Below are 19,954 nucleotides of genomic sequence, written 5' to 3'. Positions count from 1 at the left end.
CGCTGTCATTCCGGGGCGCGCGTAGCGCGAGCCCGGAATCCATTTCAACACCGATCCCGAGGCTCAATGGATTCCGGGCTCGATGCTTCGCATCGCCCCGGAATGACGGCGGCCTATTTCGTCTGCGTCCGCACCGGCCGATCCTTCAGGCCGTTATTGTCATAGGCCTTGCGCAGCGTGCCGTTGGCGATCGCTTCGTTCAGAAACTTGATCGCAAACGCCAGCGAGAGCGGACGACTGGGCGGCACTGCGACCGCCGTGACCGTCTGCTTGAAGGTTTCGTCCAGCACGCGGGTGCCCGGGATCTGTTTTGCCATGGCGTTGAGCTGGTCGCGCGACAGCGCGAACGCGTCGATCTCACCGCCTTTGAGCAGGCCGAAGATTTCGTCGTAGGTCTGGTAGCCCGTGACCTTGGCATTCTTCAGATGCGCGATCGCGCCGCGCATCGTGGTCGTGTTGTTGACCGCGGCGACCTTGATCCCGGGCTGATCGAGTGTTGCGAAATTCGTGACCTGTGAACCCGGCTTGACGATGTAGGTCGCGTCCGCAACTTCATAGATGGGCCCGAACGACATCCTGCCCTCTCGCTCCGGATCTTTCGGCAGGAAGGTGATGTCCCAGGTACCTTTCGAGGCCGCATCGACGATCTGCCCGGAATTGCTGTGCGCGACATATTCGACGGGGACGCCAAGTTGCTCCGCCATCGCCTTGCCGAGATCGACCGGCACGCCGGCATAGCCGGTTTCGGTCTTGGTCGACCAGAACGCGCCACCGGCCGGACTGATCGCAATCGCCACCCGCAGCTTGCCGGTCGGCGCGATCTCGTCCTTCAAGGCATCGGCAGCAGCGGGCGCGGTCATCATCATTGTTAATCCCAGCAAGAGGCCGGCCATTCCCGGCGAGGGTTGATTGAACATCGGGTGCTCCTTCCCCAGCCGGCGGCTGGCGTCGCGCTCACCCCTGCACGGGGTGATCAGCGCTTCTTTTTCTTTGCCGCAGCGGCGCCTTTGGGTGCCGCCGCCGGCGTTGCCGGCTCGGCCGTCTCGAACTTACCGATCGCGATGAGCTGGACGCGCGCATTGGCCGGCGACGCCGGGCGATTGACATCCTGCAACTGTTCCTCGCCCAGTCCAAGCGCCTGAAGCCGCTTCGGCGACACCTTGAAGGTGTTCACCAGGACATCCCGGACCGAGTCGGCACGCCGCTGGCTCAGGATCAGATTGTGGTCGCGCCTTCCGGCGGATTCGACATGATCGACAATCAGATAGCGATAGGGTCGCGTCTTCGGATCTGTGAGCGCGTCGGCGATGCTGCCGATCGTCTGATAGGAGGCCGGCCGGATCAACGAAGAATCCTGGTCGAACACGACATCGAAACGTAGTTGCGGCAGTTTCGTCAGTTGAGGCGCGATCGGCGGCCGCTTTTGCGGCTGGGCATCCGCTCTTGCCTTGATGCGATCGGCAGCCTGCTGCTTCAAGGCAGCGAGGTCGATATCCGACTCGGCTTCGACGGCAAGCTTCTCAATGATGTCTGCCGTCGACGTCGCCGTTTGCGCGCGCGCAACCGCCATCGGCAAGGCAAACAGCGCCAAGGCGCCCAGCAAAAGGCCGATCCCGCGCAGCTTCTTTCCCCCAGGCATCAGCGATACCCCGCCGCGCTGATCGCCTTGTTGCAGTTCGGGGTCGCCTTCTTGGTCGACTCCAACAGGCATTGCAGCCCCTTCACGGGATCCTCCCGAACCTCGCCGCACAGGTGTTTCAATTCCCAATTGCACAGTTTTACAAGCGAGGTGCGCGCGGTAATACGCGCCTGGATGGCGCCGAGGGCCTGGGGAAAATCGGTTTTGCACTTCGCCGACACCACGTCCTGATTTCGGCTCAGGCACTCCCGCAGGCGCGTCGCGTCGAGATTGACGCCGCGGCAGTTGTCATCGATGTCCTTGCCGCAGCTCGCGGCCAGCATGGCCCCGGCCTCCTCGAATTTCATGGACTGCTGCGCCGCCGCCAGCGAAGGCACTGATATCGCAATGATGCAAAGGAAAAGCCGGATTCGGGTCATGGCCGCACCTCACACAAGGAGGGTAGCGATGGTCAAGTGTTCTGTTTGATTTAGCTACGTTACCCCCGACCTGCTGCGCCGCAGCAAATCGTCGCGGGTAGCCCAGGCTCGCACGCCCCGATATGCAATAACCCCTGCCCGGCCCGCCCGCACCATGACAGGGGGATGACGCCATGAGTTCGACCGCCGCGTTTCTGGCTTCCTTTGCCTCGATCCTGATCGGCGCGGCCATCGGCATGGTCCTGCGGCGATCCCTGCCGGCCGACCTGCTCGAAGGAGGTTCCAAGGAAGCCATCCGCCTCGGCGCCGGCTTTCTCTCGACGCTTGCCGCGCTCGTAATCGGCCTGATGATCGCTTCGGCGAAAAACACCTACGACAACCAGAACAGCAATATCCGCCAGCTCGGCACCAACGCGGTGCTCGTCGACCAGATGCTGACCAAATACGGCGCGGAGGCGAAAGCGGCGCGCACCCTGTTGCGGGAAATCATCCCCTCGGCGACCGCCCGCATCCGGCAGGAGAACATCTCGGGCAAAGGCGGCGGATCGGCATTTGTCATCAGCGAGACCGCCGAACGGTTCTACAGCGCGGTCGAAGACCTCAAGCCGGCCAACGCGGAACAGACCTCGCTGAAATCTCGTATCATCCAAATCACCACCGACATGGGCCGGACGCGGCTTCTCGTGTTCACCCAGGCCGACGACGCGATACCGCTGCCGTTCTTTATCGTGTTGGTGTTCTGGCTGGTGGTGATCTTCGCGAGCTTCAGCCTGTTCGCCGAACCAAATCCGATCGTCGTCGCCTCAACGCTTCTTTTCGCGCTCTCGGTATCGAGCGCGCTGTTCTTGATCGTCGATCTCAGCCACCCCTTCCAGGGCCTGATGCAGATCTCGAACCGTCATCTGCACATGGTGCTGCCAACGATCGAATGAACTCACGGCGCGGTCTGCGCCGCCGGCACCTTGATCTCCCGCGGCAGGATGAGCGCCGCCACGATCACCAGCAGGCAGAGCGCGCCGAACGTCTGCAGCATGGTGACGAAGCCGCCCTTTTCATAGAGCCACGCTACGAGTCCGACGGACGCACCGGCCGCAGTGAAGCCGATGAAGTAGCGCACCGAGTAGGCACGCGAGCGCCACTCCTCGCTGGTGTATTTGCCGACCATGGCGTCGTTGACGGTGACCTGGCCGAACGCGCCCATCACGATGCCGATGGAGGCGATGATCAGCGGCAGGTTCGACAATGTCGCCGCGAAATACAGGAACGGCGCCAGCACGAATGACAGCGGCAGCATCACGGTCTTCAGCGAATAATGGTCGATCAGCTTGCCGATCGTGTACTGCGTCATCGCGCCGAACACATAAACGCCGGCCGCGATCAGGCCGAGCGCCGCCGGGCTGCTGGTGAGGTCGGCCAGCCGCTCCGCAAACAGCTTTGGCAGCGCCACGGTGACCGCGTTGAAGGTCGTGGAAATCGCGATCACGACGATCAGGAGCGAAAGGATCACGCGCCACATGTCCTGCTTGGCGACGCGCGCCTGCGCCGCCGCCTGCCTGGTGCCGCTGCGGTTCTCGTGCACCACCATCAGCGCAAAGGCGATGCCGATCAGGATCGTGACGATCCCGGGGACGATGAAGGCCCAGCGCCAGCCGAGATATTGCCCGATCACGCCGGTGACCAGCGCCGAGGACGCCACGCCGAGATTGCCCCAGACGCCGTTCAGGCCCATCTCGCGGCCGAGCTTGTCGGCATAGGACACGATCATCGCGGTGCCGACGGGATGATAGATCGAGGCGAACAGGCCGATCGCCAGCAGCGCCGCGCCGAGCTGCAGCGGGGTCGAGACGAACCCGACCGAGATCATCGATACGCCGATGCCAACGAAGAAAATCACCATCATGTGGCGGCGGCTCCAGCGGTCGCCGAGCCAGCCAGTGATCAGCGAGCCGGCGCCGAAGGCGACGAAACCCGGGGTGGCGTAAGGCAATAGTTCCGAATAGGCCATGCCGAGCGCCGGCCCCATGATGATGACGGCGGCGGCGAAAATCAGCATCGCATAATGGTCGATGAAATGGGCAGCGTTGACGAAAGTGATCACCCGGCTGGGGCTGTTCATGGTCGATTCCCGAATCCCGCAATTTTCAGAAATAGGTTATACGGGGTTGTCCTGACGGGATGTCGCCAATGAATATCGCCGAAAAGCCAATTGCCGCCATTATCGGGCGCCGCATCTCCACCGGCGACGGCATCCACATGATCGCCAACAGCTACCGGAAGGGCTTCCGGATCGACACCCACATGCACCGCGAGGCGCAGTTGGTCTATGCGGCCAAAGGCACGATGCAGGTGACGACCCCAAAAGGCCGCTGGCTGGTGCCGCCGGATCGCGCGGTCTGGGTCCCTGCGCTGTCGGAACATGCGATCGACGTGCTCGCCGATATCGAGATGCGGACGCTCTATTTCGAACTCGACTGGCTGCAGCGCGAAGCGCGCAGCCACAGCCTCGATGCGGAATTCGTGGTGCGGGTGTCGCCGCTGCTGCACCAGACCATTCTCGCCTTGTTCGATGATCGCACCGACCGGGAACGAACCACGCTTCTGCTGCGGCTGGCGATGATGGAATTGGACCAGGCGGAGGATTCCGCGACCTTCATCCCGCTGCCGCATGAGCCGCGCTGCCGGCGCGCTGCCGACATCGTGCTCGCGGACCCGACCGGCGACCATGAGATCGAGACGCTGGCGCGCGAGGTCGGCACCTCGGTACGGACGCTGTCACGCCTGTTCTCAGCCGAGACGCAATTGAGCTTCAAGAGCTGGTGCCAGCGCGCCCGGATCGCGGCGGCCATCGAGAAGCTGTCGACGGACGCAGCCGTCTCGGTCAAGCAGCTTGCCTCGGATTTGGGCTACGCCAGTGTGCCTGCGTTTTCCCATGCCTTCCGGCAGGTTACCGGAAAAACGCCGACGGAATTTGCCGGGAAGGAGTAATGCGGAATCGTCATACGCGGGCTTGCCGCCTCCGCTAAGCTTCCGCGTGCCAACTCGGGAAAACCTTCGTATCCATCGCTCTCTGTGAAAAGCTTTTTCCAAGGAGATGGATGGTCGGGCATAGGCGAGTGGAAGCGACGCCGTCCTTCGGACGTCTATGCCCGGCCATGACGACATATAGTTTCGAGACATGACATATTTCCGTACGATCCATGCGCTTGATTGTGATCGGCAGCGCCCTAAATTCCGTATAGGATTCCGGGACACTCACTGGATTCGACCCGCCCGCATGGCCAACGCCTTTTTTTCCGACCTTCTCTCGACGATATCAGAACGTGGCCGCACGCTGCTGCGCCGGGGCGAGCCGTCGGTCGCCCGCCAGGACGCCTCCGAACTGCTTGAACTATGCAAGGCGCTGCTGTCCGGCCGCGGCGAAGCGTCCGGCACCGCGATGGCGCGCGACGTGCTCGACCGCTACCACGACCTCGACGCCGCCGGCCGGCTCACCTTCTTCGAAACGCTGGCGAGAGACTTCGGCCCCGACCGCGAAAAACTGTCGCAGGCCATCGAGAGCTGGCGCAGCCAGCCGAACGACAGCGATGCCAGCGATCTTCACTTTGCTTCCGAGCCGCAGCGGCAGGAGCTGATCCGCCGGCTCAACCGCGCGCCCGGCGGCACCAGCGATCTGGTGGCGATGCGCGCCGACCTGCTTGCCCTCATGAAGGGCAACAAGGATCTGGCCGCGCTCGACCGCGACGTCGTGCATTTGCTGTCTTCTTGGTTCAACAGGGGATTTCTCGTGCTACGCAGGATCGACTGGTCGACGCCAGCGAACATTCTGGAACAGATCATCCGTTATGAAGCCGTGCACGAAATCCGTGACTGGAACGATTTGCGCCGCCGCATCGATCCCGTTGACCGCCGCTGCTACGCCTTCTTCCATCCCCAGCTCAACGACGAACCGCTGATCTTCGTCGAGGTCGCGCTGACCGAGACGATCCCTACCGCGATCGCGCCGCTGCTCGCCGCCGAGCGTCAGTTGGTGCCGATCGAACGCGCGCGCACCGCCGTGTTCTATTCGATCTCGAATACGCAAAAAGGGCTTGGCGGCATTTCCTTCGGCAGCTTCCTGATCAAGCAGGTGGTCGAGGAGTTGCGGCGCGAATTGCCGAAGCTGGATACGTTCATCACGCTGTCGCCGGTACCGGGCTTCATGCAATGGCTGAAAAAGGCCGACGATGTCCCGGTCAGCGACGAGGAACGCGCGCTGATGGAAAGCCTCGACAGACCGGACTGGTTCGAGGATACGGAACTGACCGCGCAACTACGCGCCGTGCTGGAGCCGCTGGCCGCGCATTATTTCCTGAAAGCCCGCACGTCAAAAGGCAGGCTGATCGACTCGGTGGCGCGCTTCCATATAGGCAACGGCGCGCGGCTGGAGAAGATCGACTGGCTCGGCGACCTCTCGCCCAAGGGCCTGCGCGAATCCGCAGGCTTCATGGTCAACTATCTCTACCGCCTCGAAGATATCGAGAAGAACCACGAGGCCTACGCCAACCAGGGCGAGATCGCTGCGTCGAGCTCAGTGAAGAAAATGCTCAAGACCGAGGGGCGGCGGCTGCTGGATATGCGGCTGTCGTAGCTTTTCGCCAATCGCCGAGGCTCAGGATTTCTCGGTCGCCAGTTTTTTCAGGCTCAGACCTTGTATTCATAGAGCAGTCGGGCGCGAATGGTGCCCTCCAGAGATCGGATGTCCGCAAGCACACGCTGGCCATCGGCTGCGGAGGCATCTGCGTCGAGAACCACATAGCCGACGTCGTGGTCGGTCTCGTAATATTGAGCAGCAATGTTGACGGCGTGGCGCGCGAGCACTTCGTTCAAACGCCCCAGCATGCCCGGCAGATTGCGCTGCACCTGAATGAACCGCGTCCCCAATGGCCGCGGCGGTAGCTGAACCTGCGGGAAATTGACAGCGCCCATCGTCGAACCGGAATCGCTGTAATCGACAAGCTTGCGTGCAACTTCGGCACCGATGCGTTCTTGCGCCTCTTCGGTCGAACCGCCGATGTGTGGCGTCAGAATAACATTTTCCAGGCCCTGCAGCGGCGATGCGAAGCGATCCGCGTTCGAACGTGGCTCGACCGGAAAAACGTCAACCGCGGCACCGCGAAGCCTGCCTTCGCGCAGCGCGTCCGCGAGCGCCTCCAGATCAACGACCGTACCGCGACTGTTGTTGATGAAATACGCGCCACGCTTGATCGCCGCAATCTCCTCGCGTCCGATCATCCCATGTGTGGCTGATGTCTCCGGCACATGCAACGTCACGACGTCGCTTTGTGCCAGCAGATCACGCAAGCTCGCGGTCGGCTCGGTGTTGCCATGACGAAGCTTGTCGGTGTGATCGTAGAAAATCACCCTCATTCCCAGCGCTTCCGCGAGATTCGAGAGCTGCGAGCCGATGTTGCCGTATCCGATGATGCCGAGCGTCTTGCCCCTCACCTCATAGCTGTCGTTTGCAGACTTGTCCCAGCGCCCCTCATGCGCTGCGTTGGAACGCGAGACGATCCGGCGCAGCAGGATGACGATCTCACCTATCACCAGTTCTGCCACGCTTCGCGTGTTGGAAAACGGTGCGTTAAACACGGGGATCCCGCTTCGGCGAGCGGCGTCAATATCCACCTGATTGGTGCCGACGCTGAAGCATCCGATCGCGATGAGCCGGTCCGCGGCCTCGAGAACATCCGTGGTGATCTGCGTGCGTGAGCGGATGCCCAGCAGGTGCACGCCTTTGATGGCTTCCTTGAGCGCATCGCCCTCAAGCGCCTTGGACAAGCGAGTCATGTTGGAATAGCCCGCAGCCTCTATCATCTGCACGGCGCTGTCGTTGACCCCTTCGAGAAGCAAGACCCGGATCTTGTCCTTCGAGAGCGAGAGTTGGGGAAGAGAAAGTTTGCTGGTCAAGATCGCGGCGTCCTTTAGAGATAGTCGATTGGTAAACTGGCGGCCTGGAAGTCCGTCCCCTTACACCGCCAGCGCCTTCATCTGCGCATAGAGATCGGATTTCCCCTCGAAGCCGATACCCGGCAGATCCGGCATGGTGATGTGACCGTTCTCGACACGAACACCGTCCGGGAAACCGCCATAAGGCTGGAACAGGTCGGGATAGCTCTCATTGCCGCCAAGCCCGAGACCGGCCGCGATATTGAGCGACATCTGGTGCCCGCCATGCGGGATGCAGCGGCTCGGCGACCAGCCGTGGGTCTTCAAAACCGCCAGCATGCGCTGGTATTCGCACAGACCATAGGACAATGCGCAATCGAATTGCAGCCAGTCGCGGTCCGGCCGCATGCCGCCATAGCGGATCAGATTTTTCGCGTCCTGATGGCTGAATAGATTCTCGCCGGTCGCCATCGGCGCTGGATAGAATTCGGCCAAAGCGGCCTGCAGCGCGAAGTCGAGGGGATCGCCGGCCTCCTCGTACCAGAACAGCGGATACTCCCGCAGCATTTTTGCATAAGCAATCGCCGTCTCGAGATCGAAGCGGCCATTGGCGTCGACGGCGAGTTGTGTCTGACTGCCGATCTCCTTCAAGACAGATTCGATGCGCTCGCGATCTTCCGCGATCGGCGCGCCGCCGATCTTCATCTTCACGACGTTGTAGCCGCGGTCGAGATAGCCGCGCATTTCGCCGCGCAGCGCCGACAGGTCCTTGCCGGGATAATAGTAACCGCCGGCGGCATACACGAACACACGCGGATCGGCCTTGAGGCCGTGACGCTCAGCGAGCAGCCGGAACAGCGGCTTGCCCGCGATCTTCGCCACCGCGTCCCACACCGCCATGTCGATGGTGCCGACCGCGACCGAGCGCTCGCCATGGCCGCCCGGCTTCTCGTTCGACATCATGGCGGCCCAGACCTTGTCCGGATCGAGATTGCCGCCGCTGGCATCGAGCAGCGTTTTCGGGTCAGCCTCTTTCAGCCGCGGCGCAAAGCGTTCGCGGATCAGCCCGCCCTGCCCGTAACGGCCGTTCGAGTTGAAGCCATAGCCGACGACGCGCTTGCCGTCGCGAACGGCGTCGGTGACGACGGCGACGAGGCTCGTCGTCATCTTGGTGAAGTCGATATAGGCGTTGCGGATCGGCGAGGAGATCGGTTTTGTGATTTCGCAGACGTCGACGATACGGACGGACATTAAATTGTGCTTTCAGTCTCTGTCGTCATTGCGAGCGAAGCGAAGCAATCCATTGAGCGGCGTGCACGGAGGGATGGATTGCTTCGTCGCTTCGCTCCCTTGCGCAAACGCTTCGCGTTTGTCGCAGGCAATGACGAATGTGAACGTCAGGACGGCGCCTTGTCGCGGAAATACGGCTCGACCGGGCCGTGCACCTTGATCGTCAGCGGGTTGCCGTAGCGGTCCTTGGCGTTGCCGGCGGTGACGCGCACCCAGCCCTCGCTGATGCAGTATTCCTCGACATTGGTCTTCTCGACGCCCTTGAAGCGAATGCCGACGTCGCGCGCAAGGATGTCGGCGTTGTAATACGGGCTGTCCGGATCGACCGAGAGGCGGTCGGGAAATTGGTCGTTCATCGCTTTGTTGGTCTCGCTCACAGCAGTGCCTCGATTTCTCTTCGTAGCCCCTCGGGTGTAACGGTCGGTGCGTAGCGCCCGACCACCTTGCCCGATCGGTCGACCAGGAATTTGGTGAAATTCCATTTGATCGACGAACCGAGCAGCCCCGATTTCTCATTCTTCAGATGATTGAACAACGGATGCGCATGGCTGCCGTTGACATCGATCTTGGCGAACATCGGAAACGTCACGTCATATTTGCGTTCGCAAAACTCTCCGATCTGTTTGGCGTCGCCCGGCTCCTGCCCGCCGAACTGGTTGCAGGGAAAACCGAGCACCGCAAAGCCACGCGGCCCGAGCTCGCGCTGCAATTGCTCGAGGCCCTTATACTGCGGTGTGAACCCGCAGGCGCTCGCGGTGTTGACGATCAGGAGCACCTGACCTTCAAACCGCTTCAGCGAAACCTCTTCGCCGGCGAGTGAATTCGCCGCAAAATCGTAAACGCCTGGCATCGTGGTCTCTCAAAGTTAACCCGCAGGGTCTATCACCGCCGAGGGAGTTCCACCGGCTTCGATCGCTTCGCCCGCGGCGAGGCACAGATCTTCGCGGTAGCGGCCGGCGACGAGCTGCACGCCAACGGGCACGCGTCCGACCAAACCTGTCGAAACCGTTAGCCCGGGCAGCCCCATGAAGGGAATGGCAATCTGCGGCAATTGCGCATGCCAGACGCGCGCAAACGACGCCTCGTCCTTGCGGTCGAGCTGATCGGGGAACGGCAATTCGCCTGATACCGGCATCAGCAACACGGCGTATTTTTCGAAGAACGTCAGCCATTCGCGCGTCAGCGTCGCGCGCCGCGTCAGCGCCTTCGACAGGTCGAACGGATGCACTTTCGCGCGGTTCCCGCGCAGGCAGGCCAGCGCGCCGGGATCGCCTTCGCGCTCGGCGGCTTCCAGTTGCGCTTCGTAGCCGTCGCCGAGCCAGAGTTTCGTCTGCAGATCGGCGGCCTCGCGCAGCGGCGGCGGGTTGGCGATTTCCTCGACGATCCAGCCCGCGCGCGCGAGCCGCTTGCCGGCATCGGCTACCGCGGCCTTCACTTCGGGGACGGGATCGAGGCCATCAGGGTTGAGACACATCGCGACACGCTTGGGCATCGCCGGCCCTTCGAGCGGCGCCGGAACCCACCAGGGATCGCGATAATCGCTGGCCGACATCGCAGCCAGCGCGATCCTGATATCGCCAATGGTGCGCGCCAGCGGGCCGGAGACGGCGCTGATCTGTGGTCCGATCGGCCGTTCGGGGAGCGCCGCGTTGAACGCCGCGATGCGTCCCATGGTCGGGCGCAGGCCGTGCACGCCGCAGGCGTAGGCGGGATAGCGGATCGATCCCGCGATATCGGTGCCGTGCGCGATATGCCCGATGCCGGCCGCGACCGCAGCCCCCGCCCCGCCGGACGAGCCGCCTGGCGTGATGCCGGGGTCGCGCGGGTTCTTGGTGTCGCCATGAATGAGGTTGGTGGTGAACCAGCGATAGGAGAACGCCGGGCAGTTGGTGCGCCCCAGAATGACGGCGCCGGATTTGCGCAAATTGTCGATCACCGGGCTGTTGCTCTTGGCGATGGCGTCGCGCTGCAGCTTCAGCCCGTTGGTGGTGGCAAAGCCTTCCTGGTCGATATTGACCTTCACCGTAACGGGCACGCCGCCGAGCGGACCGACATCTTCGCCGCGTCCGATGGCAGCATCGACGGCGGAAGCCTGCGCCAGGACGTCCTCAGGCCGGTGATCGACGACGGCATTGATTTTGGGGTTGACCGCGTCAAGCCGCGCCAGCGCCGCAGTCGCCGCCTCCTTCGCCGAGACTTTCTTCGACCTGATCAGCCCGGCCATTTCCGCGGCCGACAGGCGCCATAGATCCTGCATGCAATACTCCATCCGATTGCCGCCCTTTTAGAGCGTTTTCCAGCGAAGTGGAAACCGGTTCGCGCCAAGAAAACGCGTCAAATCAGAAATCCAGCGCCGGGCGCAGGGCAATGCCAGCGGAGACGCCGCCCGGATTTAGCGCAGGCGGGCGATGTAATAGGCGAGATCGGCGATCTGCCCCGGCGCGATCGGCGCCATCACGTCGGCCATGCTGGCATCATAGCCGCGACGGCTGTTGTCCTTGTACTCGGCAAGGGTCTTGGCGAGATAGTCCTCGCGCTGGTTGGCGATGCGCGGGACGTTCTCCTTGCCGGAAAGATCGAGGTTGTGACAGGTGTCGCAGCGGTGCTGCTGCACCAGCGCCTGCCCGCGCTGCATCCGCGCGGGCTCGCCGGCCTCCTCTGATGGCGCGGGCTTGGGCATCTTGGCGATGAAATCGGAGAAGAGACGGAGATCGTCGTCGGTCAGCGGCTTTGCCATCTCGTTCATCGGCTCGAAGGTTCTCAGCTTCTCGCGGAACATGAAGAGCTGGATCAGCGTGTAGGGCGCCTGCTGACCGCCGAGCGAGGGCGTGTTCTCGATCTCGGACTGGCCTTTCTCGCCGTGGCAGGCGAGGCAAGGCGCGATGCGCTGTTCGATGGTTTCGGCGTTTGCTGAGGCTACAACCAGAGCGAACGCTAGCATCGTCATCGTTTTACGCATCGGCCAACTCCGGACGTCCTTTCGTCATTGCGAGGAGCGCAGCGACGAAGCAATCCACGCCTCCGCAAGTGGCGGAATGGATTGCTTCGCTTCGCTCGCAATGACGGAATCTACGCTACGACTTCCCCGCCACCTTCTGCTTGCCGTAGGTGATGCGGTAGACGGCGCCGTTCCAGTCGTCGGAGACCAGCAGCGAGCCGTCCTTCATCTGCAGCACATCGACCGGACGGCCGATATACTTGTTGTCTTCCACGAAGCCCGTGAGGAACGGCTCCATCGACTTCATCGTGCCGTCCTTGTTCAGCTTGGCGATGACGAGGTCGCCGCCCACTTTCTTGGAGCGGTTCCAGGAGCCGTGCCGGGCGATGATGGCCACGTTCTTGTAGCTCTTCGGGAACATGCTGCCGGTGTAGAACCGCATGCCCAGCGCTGCGGAATGCGGGCCCAGCAGGCCGACCGGGGCCGTGTAGTCGCTGCAGGATTTACCCCAACCGAATTCGGGGTCGAGGATGTTGCCCTGCAGGCAGAACGGCGTGCCGAAATGTTCGCCGACCTTGGTGATACGGTTCAGTTCGTCCTCCGGCACGTCTTCCGACATCCAGTCGCGCCCGTTGTCGGTGAAGTAGAGCTGCTTGGTCTCCGGATGCCAGTCGAAGCCGACGGTCTGGCGAACGCCGCGAGCGATCACTTCCGCGCCCGAACCGTCGAGATTCATCCGCCGGATGAGGGCATGCTCATCGCTATTCAGCACGTTGTTGCCGGGCTGGCCGACCGGAACGTAAAGCTTGTTGTCGGGACCGATGCCGATGAACTTCCAGCCATGGGCTTCGTCCTTGGGCAGCTTGTCGAAGATCACGGTCGGCTTCGGCGGGTTGTCCAGGTTATCCTCGACCTTCTCGATCTTGGAGACCTTCGACAGTTCGGCGATGTAGAGCGTGCCATCCTTGAACGCGATGCCGTTCGGACGGTAGAGGCCGGAGGCCAGCACCTTGACCTCGCGTTTGCCATCCTTGTTGACGATGGCATAGACCTTGTCGACTAGGCGGCTGCCGACGAACACCGTGCCCTTGTCGCCCAAGGCGAGCGAGCGCGCGTTCGCCATGCCCGCGGCATAGACTTCGATGTTGAAGCCGGCCGGCACTTTGAGCTTCGCCGTCGGCAGTTTGTCCGGCGCCGCGGGTATCGGCGGCGGTGCGTTCGGCGCGAGCTTGGCGGCGGCTTCGTTGCCCGCGGGGCGTCCGATCAACGGCGACCCCGGCGGAAGCGCGGGCGCGGCCGCGGCCGCAGGCGGGGCGCCGGCAGCGGGCGGTGCGGCAGGCTGTTGGGCCGCGGCGGTTAGCGTGAAGGCACTGAAGAAGGCGCCGGCCAGCAACAGGCTGCGCGGCGTCGACGGGTGACTTATCATGGGCATTTCTCCCTGGCGGAAGCCTTTTCTCGAGACGTGACACATGAGGGTGCCGACGCCGGTGGCTTTCCGGCGGCAATCTCCGATATTTTTCTGTCGAAGCGCAACCGGAAACATGCGTCACGGAAACCGCGCTGTGCCGAATGGTCGGCCCGACGCCGACCGGCTTCATCGCGCGTCAGTGCTTCGTAACCGAGGCGCCGGGGGCGTCGAGGATCGCTTCGGCGAACGGAAACTCCAGCACGATCTCGCCGTCGTCGTCTGTCACCTCGATGATCGCGCTCAACAGCGCGCCATCGGCGCCGTCGGTCTTAAGCAGTTCCCGGACCATGGCGCGCGCCATTTCCCAGGCGCGATCGGGATCGACAAGCACTTCGCCGTCAGGATCGGAAATCAGCTCATCGCCGATACGGGTGTTGAAGTAATATCGCGGCATCGGCGGAAACCTGGCTCCTGTTGGCCCCGCAACCGGAGGCCGTCCCTATCTCACAAGTTCTTTATCCGGAGCCGGCAGCGCCCCGTCGCACCCAGAATTGGCATTAGCGGAGGTGCGAACAACCGCGAAACGCTTGATCCCACGTTGTTTTGACCGGGGTCCTCCGCACAACTCCGTGAAATCTCTTTGCAGCGCAGCATAAACAAATGGGAGTTCCAGGCAAAAGATTTAACTGGCGAACTTTTTGATCCGCAGTACCTTAACCTGCAAGGGCGGAGTTCGCCCTGTAGCAACGGGAGAGCCTAATGGCCTGGAAAGCGCCTAAAATCGTCGAAGTATCGGTCGGAATGGAAATCAACATGTATATGTGCGCCACCCGCAAGTAAGCGGCAGCGCATTTCATAGCTCACGCAGGTGGACTTCCGGGCCTGACACGTTCCCGATAGCGGAACTGTGTCCGAGGTCGGTGTCCACCTCGTGGTGTTTGTTAGCTCAGTTTGTGTCTTCAAGTCTGGAAGCTCCAGGAGACGAATTATGCTTCGCGTCGTCGTCCTGGGCGCCGCGGCAGGCGGCGGGGTTCCGCAGTGGAATTGCGGATGTCCGGTATGCCGGAAAGCACGAAGCGAAAATCCCGAGCTGCGCAGTACCCAGGCCTCGATCGCGGTCAGCGCCGATGGTGCTCACTGGTATCTCATCAACGCCTCGCCCGACCTGCGCCAGCAATTGATCGCGACGCCGCAGCTTCATCCCAGAGCCGGACAGCTCCGGCACAGCCCGATCGCCGGCGTGATCCTGACTAATGGCGAAATCGACGCGGTCGCAGGGCTGTTGTCGATGCGCGAGGGTTCGCCCTTCACGCTCTATGCGCATGAGCGAGTCCTTGCGATTTTGCGATCCAACAGCATCTTTAACGTGCTGGGCGAAAACAACGTGAAGCGGCGGCCGATCGAGGCGGATGTCGCATTCGAGCCGGCCCTGCCCGACGGCTCGCCATCCGGAATGGAAATCCTGCCCTTCGCGGTTCCCGGCAAGGGCGCGTGGTATCTCGAAGGCAAGGCGCATCCGGCGGGCGGCGACGGCGCGGGCGATACGCTGGGGCTTCGGATTCTGGACAAGGCAAGCGGCAAGTATTTTTATTTCCTTGCCGCCTGTGCGCGAGTGACCGACGATCTCAAATCGCGCCTGGCGGGCGCCGCGCTGGTCTTCTTCGACGGCACCGTGTGGCGCGACGATGAATTGATCGTCCAGGGCCTCGGCACCAAGACGGGACAAGGGATGGGCCATATTTCAATGTCGGGCGAACATGGAGCGATCGAGAGCCTTTCCGGCCTCGACATCGGCCGCAGGATGTTCCTGCATATCAACAACTCCAACCCCGCTTTGCTCTCCGGCTCGGATGAGCGAAAGGCAGTGGAACAGGCGGGCTGGCAGATTCCAGCCGACGGAACGGAGATTACGCTGTGAATGTCATGGCCAAGGGGAAAATGACCGCGGATATGACCGCCCTGTCGATCGGCAAGGGCATCACGCTCAACAATGCCGATGAACTCGAAGCGATGCTCCGCCATATCGGTGCGACGCGCTATCACAATCTGCATCCCTTCCACCGGCTGCTGCATGGCGGCAAGCTCAACAAGGGACAGGTGCAGGCCTGGGCGCTGAACCGCTATTTTTACCAGAGCACGATCCCGCTCAAGGACGCGATGGTGATCTCGCGATTCCGCGACCGCACCACGAGGATCGAATGGCGGCACCGGATCGAGGATCACGACGGCGATATCGGCAGCGAAGGCGGTATCGAGCGCTGGCTGAAGCTGACCGAGGGGCTCGGGCTCGAAAGCGCCTATGTGGAATCGACCGAAGGCATCCTGCCCGCGACGCGGTTTGCGGTGGAGGCCTACGTGCATTTTTGCCGCGACAAGACGCCGTTGGAGGCGATCGCCTCCTCGCTCACGGAACTGTTCGCGCCGAACCTGCATGAGGAGCGCATCTCGGGGATGCTGCAGCACTATGATTTCGTCAATCCAGACATCATGAGCTATTTCAGCCGCCGCCTGACGCAGGCGCCGCGCGACGCGGGCTTCGCGCTGGAATACGTCAAGGCCAACGCGAAGACGCCGGCGGAGCGCGAGGCGGTCTGCAACGCGCTGATCTTCAAGACCAATGTGCTATGGGTTCAGCTCGATGCGCTGTATCATGCCTATGTCGAGGGCCACATTCCGCCCGGCGCGTTCGTGCCCAAAGGGGACTGACAGGAGGGGATTAGCGATCGATGGCTATGAGCCGCAACATCAGTGTCAGCGAGGCGAGCCGGCCGAAATTGCCGCGGCACGCCCGGCTGAAATTCGATGAAACGCGGCAAGTCTGGGTGATCCTGGCGCCGGAGCGCGTGCTGGCGCCTGACGAAATCGCGGTGGAAGTGCTGCAGCTTTGCGACGGGGTACGCAGCGTCGGCGATATGGCCGATCAGCTCGCCGCAAAATATGCCGCGCCGCGCGAGGCGATCCTGACCGACGTCATCGGGATGCTGCAGGACCTCGCCGACAAGGGCTTTCTGACCGAAGCGCGTGAGAAGACGTCATGAGCGACATTCTCGCCGATGGCAAAACAGCCGGCGCCGCGCCCAGTGACGGGCTCGCGATTCTGGAATCGCAACGCTCGACCGCGGAGACGTTCGGCATTCCGCTCGCCGTGCTCGCCGAGCTGACGCACCGCTGCCCGTTGCAATGCCCCTATTGCTCCAACCCGATCGAACTCGACCGTGGCGGCAGCGAACTCACCACCGAGGAATGGAAGAAGGTTTTGAGCGAACTCGCCGAAATCGGCGTGCTGCAGATCCATTTCTCCGGCGGCGAGCCGACCGCGCGCAAGGACCTGGTGGAGCTGGTGCAGCATGCGACCGACGTCGGGCTGTACAGCAATCTCATCACGTCAGCGGTGCTGCTGACCAAGGAAAAACTCTCCGCACTGGCCGATGCCGGCCTCTGCCACGTGCAGATCAGTTTTCAAGGCAATGAGCCCGCGGTGGCCGACCGCGTCGCAGGGCTGAAGAATTCTCACGAGAAAAAGATCGAAGCCGCGAAATGGACGCGCGAGCTCGATATGCCGCTGACGGTCAACGCCGTCATGCACCGCCAGAACCTGCACCAGCTCTCCGACATCATACAGATGGCGGTCGATCTCGACGCCGACCGGCTGGAAGTGGCCAACGTCCAGTATTACGGCTGGGCGCTGAAGAACCGCGCCGCGTTGATGCCGACGCTTGAGCAGATCGAGGAGACCAGCCGCATCGTCGAGGAAGCCGTGATACGCCTGAAGGGCATCCTCGCCATCGACTATGTGGTGCCGGATTATTACGCGCTGCGGCCGAAGAAATGCATGGGCGGCTGGGGCCGGCAGTTCTTCAACATCTCGCCCGCCGGCAAGGTGCTGCCCTGCCATGCGGCGGAAAGCATCACCGGGCTCGAATTCGAATCCGTGCGCTCAAATCATTCGATCGCCTGGATCTGGCAGAATTCCGAGGCCTTCAACCGCTATCGTGGCACCGGCTGGATGCCCGAGCCGTGCAAGAGCTGCGAATTCCGTGAGATCGATTTCGGCGGCTGCCGCTGCCAGGCCTTTGCACTGACCGGCGACGCCGGCAATACCGACCCGGCCTGCACGCTGTCGCCGATGCACGAGAAGATCTTCAAGGACGCCGAACGCGAGGCGGCCGCGCACCAGGACCGCTTCCTCTATCGCAATTTCGCCGGCGGCACGCTGGAGACGGAAGGCGAGCATGGCGCCTGACGCCGATGCCGGCAAATCCGTCAAACGCGCCGATCCGTTTGCGCCGCTGACGTCGGAACAGCTCGCGGTCAGCGACGGTCACGACATCTACGTCGAAAGCGTCGGCCGCGTCGGTGGCATTGCCGCGGTCTATCTGCATGGCGGGCCCGGCAGCGGCTGCCAGCCTGATCACCGCCGGCTATTCGATCCCGAGCGCTTCCATGCGGTGCTGTTCGACCAGCGCGGCGCCGGTCGCAGCCGCCCCAAGGGCCGCCGCGAAGCCAACACGCTGCCGCATCTGATCGCGGACATGGAGGCGATCCGCGAGAAATTCGGCTTCGAGCGCTGGATGGTCGTCGGGGGCTCCTGGGGCGCCACCCTGGCGCTGGCCTACGCGGAAACGCATCCCGAGCGCGTCGCCGGTATCGTGCTGCGCGCCACCTTCCTGGGCACGATCCAGGAAATCGAGAACGGATTCCTCAATACGCTGCCACGCTTCTATCCCGGCCTTTACGACGACTTCATGAGCGTGCTGCCCGAAGACGAACGCGCTCAACCGATCCAGGCCTATTTTCGCCGTATCCTCGACCCCAATCCTGACGTGAATATTCCAGCAGCACGGGCATGGGGCGAAACCGAACGCATTCTTTCCGAACACGCGCCGAACCGCACACGCCTTGATCTGGTGGCGCTCAGTTCGTCACGGGGCCTGCCGGCCACGCCGTTCATGGAAGCGCATTACTTCGCCAATGACTGCTTCATGCAGCCCAACCAGTTGTTGCGTGAAGCTGGCAGGCTCAAAGGCATCCCCGGCATCATCGTGCAGGGCCGGTACGACCTGCTGTGCCCGCCCGCAACCTCGCACGCGCTCGCAGCCCTATGGCGCGAGGCCGAGATCCGTTTCGTCGAGGGCGCCGGCCACACGCTGTACGACCCCGGCGTCCGCGACGCCGTAATGAAGGCGATCGCGGACATGGCTTCCAGAACTGGCAAATAGGAAACAAGAAAAATGCCGATGGCCGGAAAAGGCATGCTGCTGACGTCGATGAATATCGACGCAGCGGATGAGGCCGAATTCAATCGCTGGTACGACCGCGAGCATCTCGAAGAGCGCGTCGCGATCGACGGCTTCCTCGAAGCCCGCCGCTATGTCGCGCAGGACGGCAATCCGAAATATCTCAGCCTCTACTCCACCGAAACTTTTGAGGTGCTGGACAGCCCCGCCTATCGCACCGCGCTGGCGAACCAGACGGCGTGGTCGAAGGCCAATATCGCCCGCTTCCAGAACATGATCCGGGCGGTCGCGCGCATCACGGTGAGCCAAGGCACTGGCCGCGGCGCGGCGCTCGGCATTGTCAGGCTGCGTCCCCCGGCCGGCGGCGAGGACAAATTGCGCGCCGCGCTCGCCGAGCAACTCGATCCGGCGAAGCTCGACGGAATCATCTCCATGCATTTGATCGAGAGCGATCCGGCGTTGTCAAAGCCGATCACCGACGATCCCTCCGCGCCCAATCCCGGCGCCGGCGACTGGTTCGTGCTGATCGATGCGACCGAAATTGGCGCGGTGCCCGCGGCCATGCTGCGCTTCAACGGTAATATCGCATTGAAGCCGCTGATCATATCGAGCGGGATCTACCGCCTGATGTGGGACCTGACGAAGAGCGATATCGGCTAGACGCTTTCACTGCTCCCAGCGGCCACGCGAAGTTACGTGAGCGGTTGGCGGCTTGATCGGACGTTCCCGGAACGGAACTGCGCCCCGTAGAAACCCGGTGAAGGCGCTGTTAACACAATGTCGGGTAAACCAGCGGGCGAGATTGCCTTCTGGCAGGAACTGCTCGGTTCTGAGCGAGTCCGCACGATTAGTGCTTGCGCCAGGCAACTTCGATTCTTCCTCTCGTAATGGTCGAAGGCCTTGATAAGGCAGATGAGAACTTGCGCCGAAGTCTCTCAGATCGCTTTCAATTGCGTTGCTAACGTTCTCTCTGAGATGTGTGATGGTCGCCTGAAAGCGCTCCTTCATCTTCTGGATGCTGGGGACGACCGACCGGCTGAGGATGTCATACGCAGCTATTTCCAGGTCGTCCCAAACGCTTGGTGACATTACCGGTTC

Annotated in this window: 23 protein-coding genes; 10 read left to right on the top strand and 13 right to left on the bottom strand. The window is 62.5% G+C overall.

The window, feature by feature from the left end; translation table 11 throughout:
- Positions 1-113: 113 nt before the first annotated feature.
- The 3 genes from KIP88_RS32490 to KIP88_RS32480 form a co-directional block, all read right to left on the bottom strand.
- Positions 114-860 (bottom strand): transporter substrate-binding domain-containing protein, encoded by a 747-nt coding sequence (locus KIP88_RS32490; protein WP_374226538.1) that lies wholly within the window; start codon positions 858-860, stop codon positions 114-116.
- 113 nt (positions 861-973) lie between these two features.
- Positions 974-1,639 carry an OmpA family protein gene (locus KIP88_RS32485; RefSeq protein ID WP_214492232.1) on the bottom strand — a complete coding sequence of 222 codons (666 nt, stop codon included), beginning with the start codon at positions 1,637-1,639 and terminating at the stop codon, positions 974-976.
- Positions 1,639-1,986, bottom strand: a complete 348-nt coding sequence (locus KIP88_RS32480) for a hypothetical protein (RefSeq protein WP_249791174.1) — start codon at positions 1,984-1,986, stop codon at positions 1,639-1,641. Before KIP88_RS32480 ends, KIP88_RS32485 begins: the two co-directional genes overlap by 1 nt.
- A gap of 245 nt (positions 1,987-2,231) precedes the next feature.
- Here KIP88_RS32480 and KIP88_RS32475 point away from each other — a divergent pair, with 245 nt between their 5' ends.
- Entirely contained in the window at positions 2,232-2,990 is a 759-nt protein-coding gene (locus KIP88_RS32475) for a DUF4239 domain-containing protein (RefSeq protein ID WP_214492231.1), read from the top strand.
- 2 nt (positions 2,991-2,992) lie between these two features.
- On the opposite strand, the gene KIP88_RS32470 is transcribed toward KIP88_RS32475, so the two are convergent.
- Positions 2,993-4,174 (bottom strand): MFS transporter, encoded by a 1,182-nt coding sequence (locus tag KIP88_RS32470; protein ID WP_214492230.1) that lies wholly within the window; start codon positions 4,172-4,174, stop codon positions 2,993-2,995.
- Between the two features lie 68 nt (positions 4,175-4,242).
- Here KIP88_RS32470 and KIP88_RS32465 point away from each other — a divergent pair, with 68 nt between their 5' ends.
- Together KIP88_RS32465 and KIP88_RS32460 are read left to right on the top strand one after the other, a co-directional pair.
- Positions 4,243-5,043, top strand: coding sequence for a helix-turn-helix transcriptional regulator (locus KIP88_RS32465; protein ID WP_249791173.1), 801 nt, complete (start codon positions 4,243-4,245; stop codon positions 5,041-5,043).
- A 289-nt stretch (positions 5,044-5,332) separates the two neighbouring features.
- Positions 5,333-6,685: a malonyl-CoA decarboxylase gene (locus tag KIP88_RS32460; protein WP_214492228.1), complete on the top strand. Its 1,353-nt coding sequence runs from the start codon at positions 5,333-5,335 to the stop codon at positions 6,683-6,685.
- 53 nt (positions 6,686-6,738) lie between these two features.
- Here the strand turns inward: KIP88_RS32460 and serA are convergent, their stop codons facing one another.
- From serA to KIP88_RS32420, 8 genes are all read right to left on the bottom strand, one after another.
- Complete coding sequence (gene serA / locus KIP88_RS32455; protein WP_214492227.1) at positions 6,739-8,004, bottom strand: phosphoglycerate dehydrogenase; 1,266 nt, start codon at positions 8,002-8,004, stop codon at positions 6,739-6,741.
- 60 nt (positions 8,005-8,064) lie between these two features.
- Positions 8,065-9,234 (bottom strand): mandelate racemase/muconate lactonizing enzyme family protein, encoded by a 1,170-nt coding sequence (locus KIP88_RS32450; protein WP_214492226.1) that lies wholly within the window; start codon positions 9,232-9,234, stop codon positions 8,065-8,067.
- Between the two features lie 146 nt (positions 9,235-9,380).
- Positions 9,381-9,629, bottom strand: coding sequence for a DUF3297 family protein (locus KIP88_RS32445; RefSeq protein WP_214492225.1), 249 nt, complete (start codon positions 9,627-9,629; stop codon positions 9,381-9,383).
- A 17-nt stretch (positions 9,630-9,646) separates the two neighbouring features.
- Complete coding sequence (locus KIP88_RS32440; protein ID WP_214492224.1) at positions 9,647-10,123, bottom strand: glutathione peroxidase; 477 nt, start codon at positions 10,121-10,123, stop codon at positions 9,647-9,649.
- A 15-nt stretch (positions 10,124-10,138) separates the two neighbouring features.
- Positions 10,139-11,530: an amidase family protein gene (locus KIP88_RS32435; protein WP_214492223.1), complete on the bottom strand. Its 1,392-nt coding sequence runs from the start codon at positions 11,528-11,530 to the stop codon at positions 10,139-10,141.
- A gap of 135 nt (positions 11,531-11,665) precedes the next feature.
- Complete coding sequence (locus tag KIP88_RS32430; protein WP_214492222.1) at positions 11,666-12,232, bottom strand: c-type cytochrome; 567 nt, start codon at positions 12,230-12,232, stop codon at positions 11,666-11,668.
- 115 nt (positions 12,233-12,347) lie between these two features.
- On the bottom strand, positions 12,348-13,643 hold the full coding sequence (locus tag KIP88_RS32425) for a sorbosone dehydrogenase family protein (RefSeq protein WP_214492221.1): 1,296 nt from the start codon (positions 13,641-13,643) through the stop codon (positions 12,348-12,350).
- Positions 13,644-13,815: 172 nt separating this feature from the next.
- Positions 13,816-14,073, bottom strand: a complete 258-nt coding sequence (locus KIP88_RS32420; protein ID WP_214492220.1) for a hypothetical protein — start codon at positions 14,071-14,073, stop codon at positions 13,816-13,818.
- Between the two features lie 305 nt (positions 14,074-14,378).
- On the opposite strand from KIP88_RS32420, the gene pqqA reads away from it, so the two are divergent.
- The 7 genes from pqqA (at position 14,379) to KIP88_RS32385 (ending at position 19,516) form a co-directional block, all read left to right on the top strand.
- A complete protein-coding gene (gene pqqA, locus KIP88_RS32415; protein ID WP_035635412.1) occupies positions 14,379-14,459 on the top strand; it encodes a pyrroloquinoline quinone precursor peptide PqqA in 81 nt (26 codons plus the stop codon).
- A 148-nt stretch (positions 14,460-14,607) separates the two neighbouring features.
- Entirely contained in the window at positions 14,608-15,537 is a 930-nt protein-coding gene (pqqB, locus tag KIP88_RS32410) for a pyrroloquinoline quinone biosynthesis protein PqqB (protein WP_214492219.1), read from the top strand.
- Positions 15,538-15,569: 32 nt separating this feature from the next.
- Positions 15,570-16,325, top strand: a complete 756-nt coding sequence (gene pqqC / locus KIP88_RS32405) for a pyrroloquinoline-quinone synthase PqqC (RefSeq protein ID WP_214492288.1) — start codon at positions 15,570-15,572, stop codon at positions 16,323-16,325.
- 20 nt (positions 16,326-16,345) lie between these two features.
- The gene (gene pqqD / locus KIP88_RS32400) at positions 16,346-16,657 is read left to right on the top strand and encodes a pyrroloquinoline quinone biosynthesis peptide chaperone PqqD (RefSeq protein WP_214492218.1); all 312 of its coding nucleotides are present in this window, start codon (positions 16,346-16,348) and stop codon (positions 16,655-16,657) included.
- Positions 16,654-17,862, top strand: a complete 1,209-nt coding sequence (gene pqqE / locus KIP88_RS32395) for a pyrroloquinoline quinone biosynthesis protein PqqE (RefSeq protein ID WP_214492217.1) — start codon at positions 16,654-16,656, stop codon at positions 17,860-17,862. Before pqqD ends, pqqE begins: the two co-directional genes overlap by 4 nt.
- Positions 17,852-18,838 (top strand): prolyl aminopeptidase, encoded by a 987-nt coding sequence (gene pip, locus KIP88_RS32390; protein WP_214492216.1) that lies wholly within the window; start codon positions 17,852-17,854, stop codon positions 18,836-18,838. The genes pqqE and pip overlap by 11 nt, the downstream gene beginning before the upstream one ends.
- A gap of 12 nt (positions 18,839-18,850) precedes the next feature.
- A complete protein-coding gene (locus KIP88_RS32385) occupies positions 18,851-19,516 on the top strand; it encodes a DUF4286 family protein (RefSeq protein ID WP_214492215.1) in 666 nt (221 codons plus the stop codon).
- Positions 19,517-19,522: 6 nt separating this feature from the next.
- Here KIP88_RS32385 and KIP88_RS32380 read toward each other — a convergent pair whose 3' ends face one another.
- Entirely contained in the window at positions 19,523-19,945 is a 423-nt protein-coding gene (locus KIP88_RS32380; protein ID WP_214492214.1) for a hypothetical protein, read from the bottom strand.
- Between the last annotated feature and the right edge of the window lie 9 nt (positions 19,946-19,954).

It is taken from the genome of Bradyrhizobium sp. SRL28, assembly GCF_018596315.1.
GTDB lineage: Bacteria > Pseudomonadota > Alphaproteobacteria > Rhizobiales > Xanthobacteraceae > Bradyrhizobium.
This window is presented reverse-complemented; position numbering and strand designations above follow the sequence as displayed.

Coding starts and splice junctions, on each gene's coding strand:
- KIP88_RS32490 (WP_374226538.1), bottom strand. CDS start 860: ATGACCGCGCCCGCTGCTGCCGATGCCTTGAAGGACGAGATCGCGCCG.
- KIP88_RS32485 (WP_214492232.1), bottom strand. CDS start 1,639: ATGCCTGGGGGAAAGAAGCTGCGCGGGATCGGCCTTTTGCTGGGCGCC.
- KIP88_RS32480 (WP_249791174.1), bottom strand. CDS start 1,986: ATGAAATTCGAGGAGGCCGGGGCCATGCTGGCCGCGAGCTGCGGCAAG.
- KIP88_RS32475 (WP_214492231.1), top strand. CDS start 2,232: ATGAGTTCGACCGCCGCGTTTCTGGCTTCCTTTGCCTCGATCCTGATC.
- KIP88_RS32470 (WP_214492230.1), bottom strand. CDS start 4,174: ATGAACAGCCCCAGCCGGGTGATCACTTTCGTCAACGCTGCCCATTTC.
- KIP88_RS32465 (WP_249791173.1), top strand. CDS start 4,243: ATGAATATCGCCGAAAAGCCAATTGCCGCCATTATCGGGCGCCGCATC.
- KIP88_RS32460 (WP_214492228.1), top strand. CDS start 5,333: ATGGCCAACGCCTTTTTTTCCGACCTTCTCTCGACGATATCAGAACGT.
- KIP88_RS32450 (WP_214492226.1), bottom strand. CDS start 9,234: ATGTCCGTCCGTATCGTCGACGTCTGCGAAATCACAAAACCGATCTCC.
- KIP88_RS32445 (WP_214492225.1), bottom strand. CDS start 9,629: ATGAACGACCAATTTCCCGACCGCCTCTCGGTCGATCCGGACAGCCCG.
- KIP88_RS32440 (WP_214492224.1), bottom strand. CDS start 10,123: ATGCCAGGCGTTTACGATTTTGCGGCGAATTCACTCGCCGGCGAAGAG.
- KIP88_RS32435 (WP_214492223.1), bottom strand. CDS start 11,530: ATGCAGGATCTATGGCGCCTGTCGGCCGCGGAAATGGCCGGGCTGATC.
- KIP88_RS32430 (WP_214492222.1), bottom strand. CDS start 12,232: ATGCGTAAAACGATGACGATGCTAGCGTTCGCTCTGGTTGTAGCCTCA.
- KIP88_RS32425 (WP_214492221.1), bottom strand. CDS start 13,643: ATGCCCATGATAAGTCACCCGTCGACGCCGCGCAGCCTGTTGCTGGCC.
- KIP88_RS32420 (WP_214492220.1), bottom strand. CDS start 14,073: ATGCCGCGATATTACTTCAACACCCGTATCGGCGATGAGCTGATTTCC.
- pqqA (WP_035635412.1), top strand. CDS start 14,379: ATGGCCTGGAAAGCGCCTAAAATCGTCGAAGTATCGGTCGGAATGGAA.
- pqqB (WP_214492219.1), top strand. CDS start 14,608: ATGCTTCGCGTCGTCGTCCTGGGCGCCGCGGCAGGCGGCGGGGTTCCG.
- pqqC (WP_214492288.1), top strand. CDS start 15,570: ATGACCGCCCTGTCGATCGGCAAGGGCATCACGCTCAACAATGCCGAT.
- pqqD (WP_214492218.1), top strand. CDS start 16,346: ATGGCTATGAGCCGCAACATCAGTGTCAGCGAGGCGAGCCGGCCGAAA.
- pqqE (WP_214492217.1), top strand. CDS start 16,654: ATGAGCGACATTCTCGCCGATGGCAAAACAGCCGGCGCCGCGCCCAGT.
- pip (WP_214492216.1), top strand. CDS start 17,852: ATGGCGCCTGACGCCGATGCCGGCAAATCCGTCAAACGCGCCGATCCG.
- KIP88_RS32385 (WP_214492215.1), top strand. CDS start 18,851: ATGCCGATGGCCGGAAAAGGCATGCTGCTGACGTCGATGAATATCGAC.
- KIP88_RS32380 (WP_214492214.1), bottom strand. CDS start 19,945: ATGTCACCAAGCGTTTGGGACGACCTGGAAATAGCTGCGTATGACATC.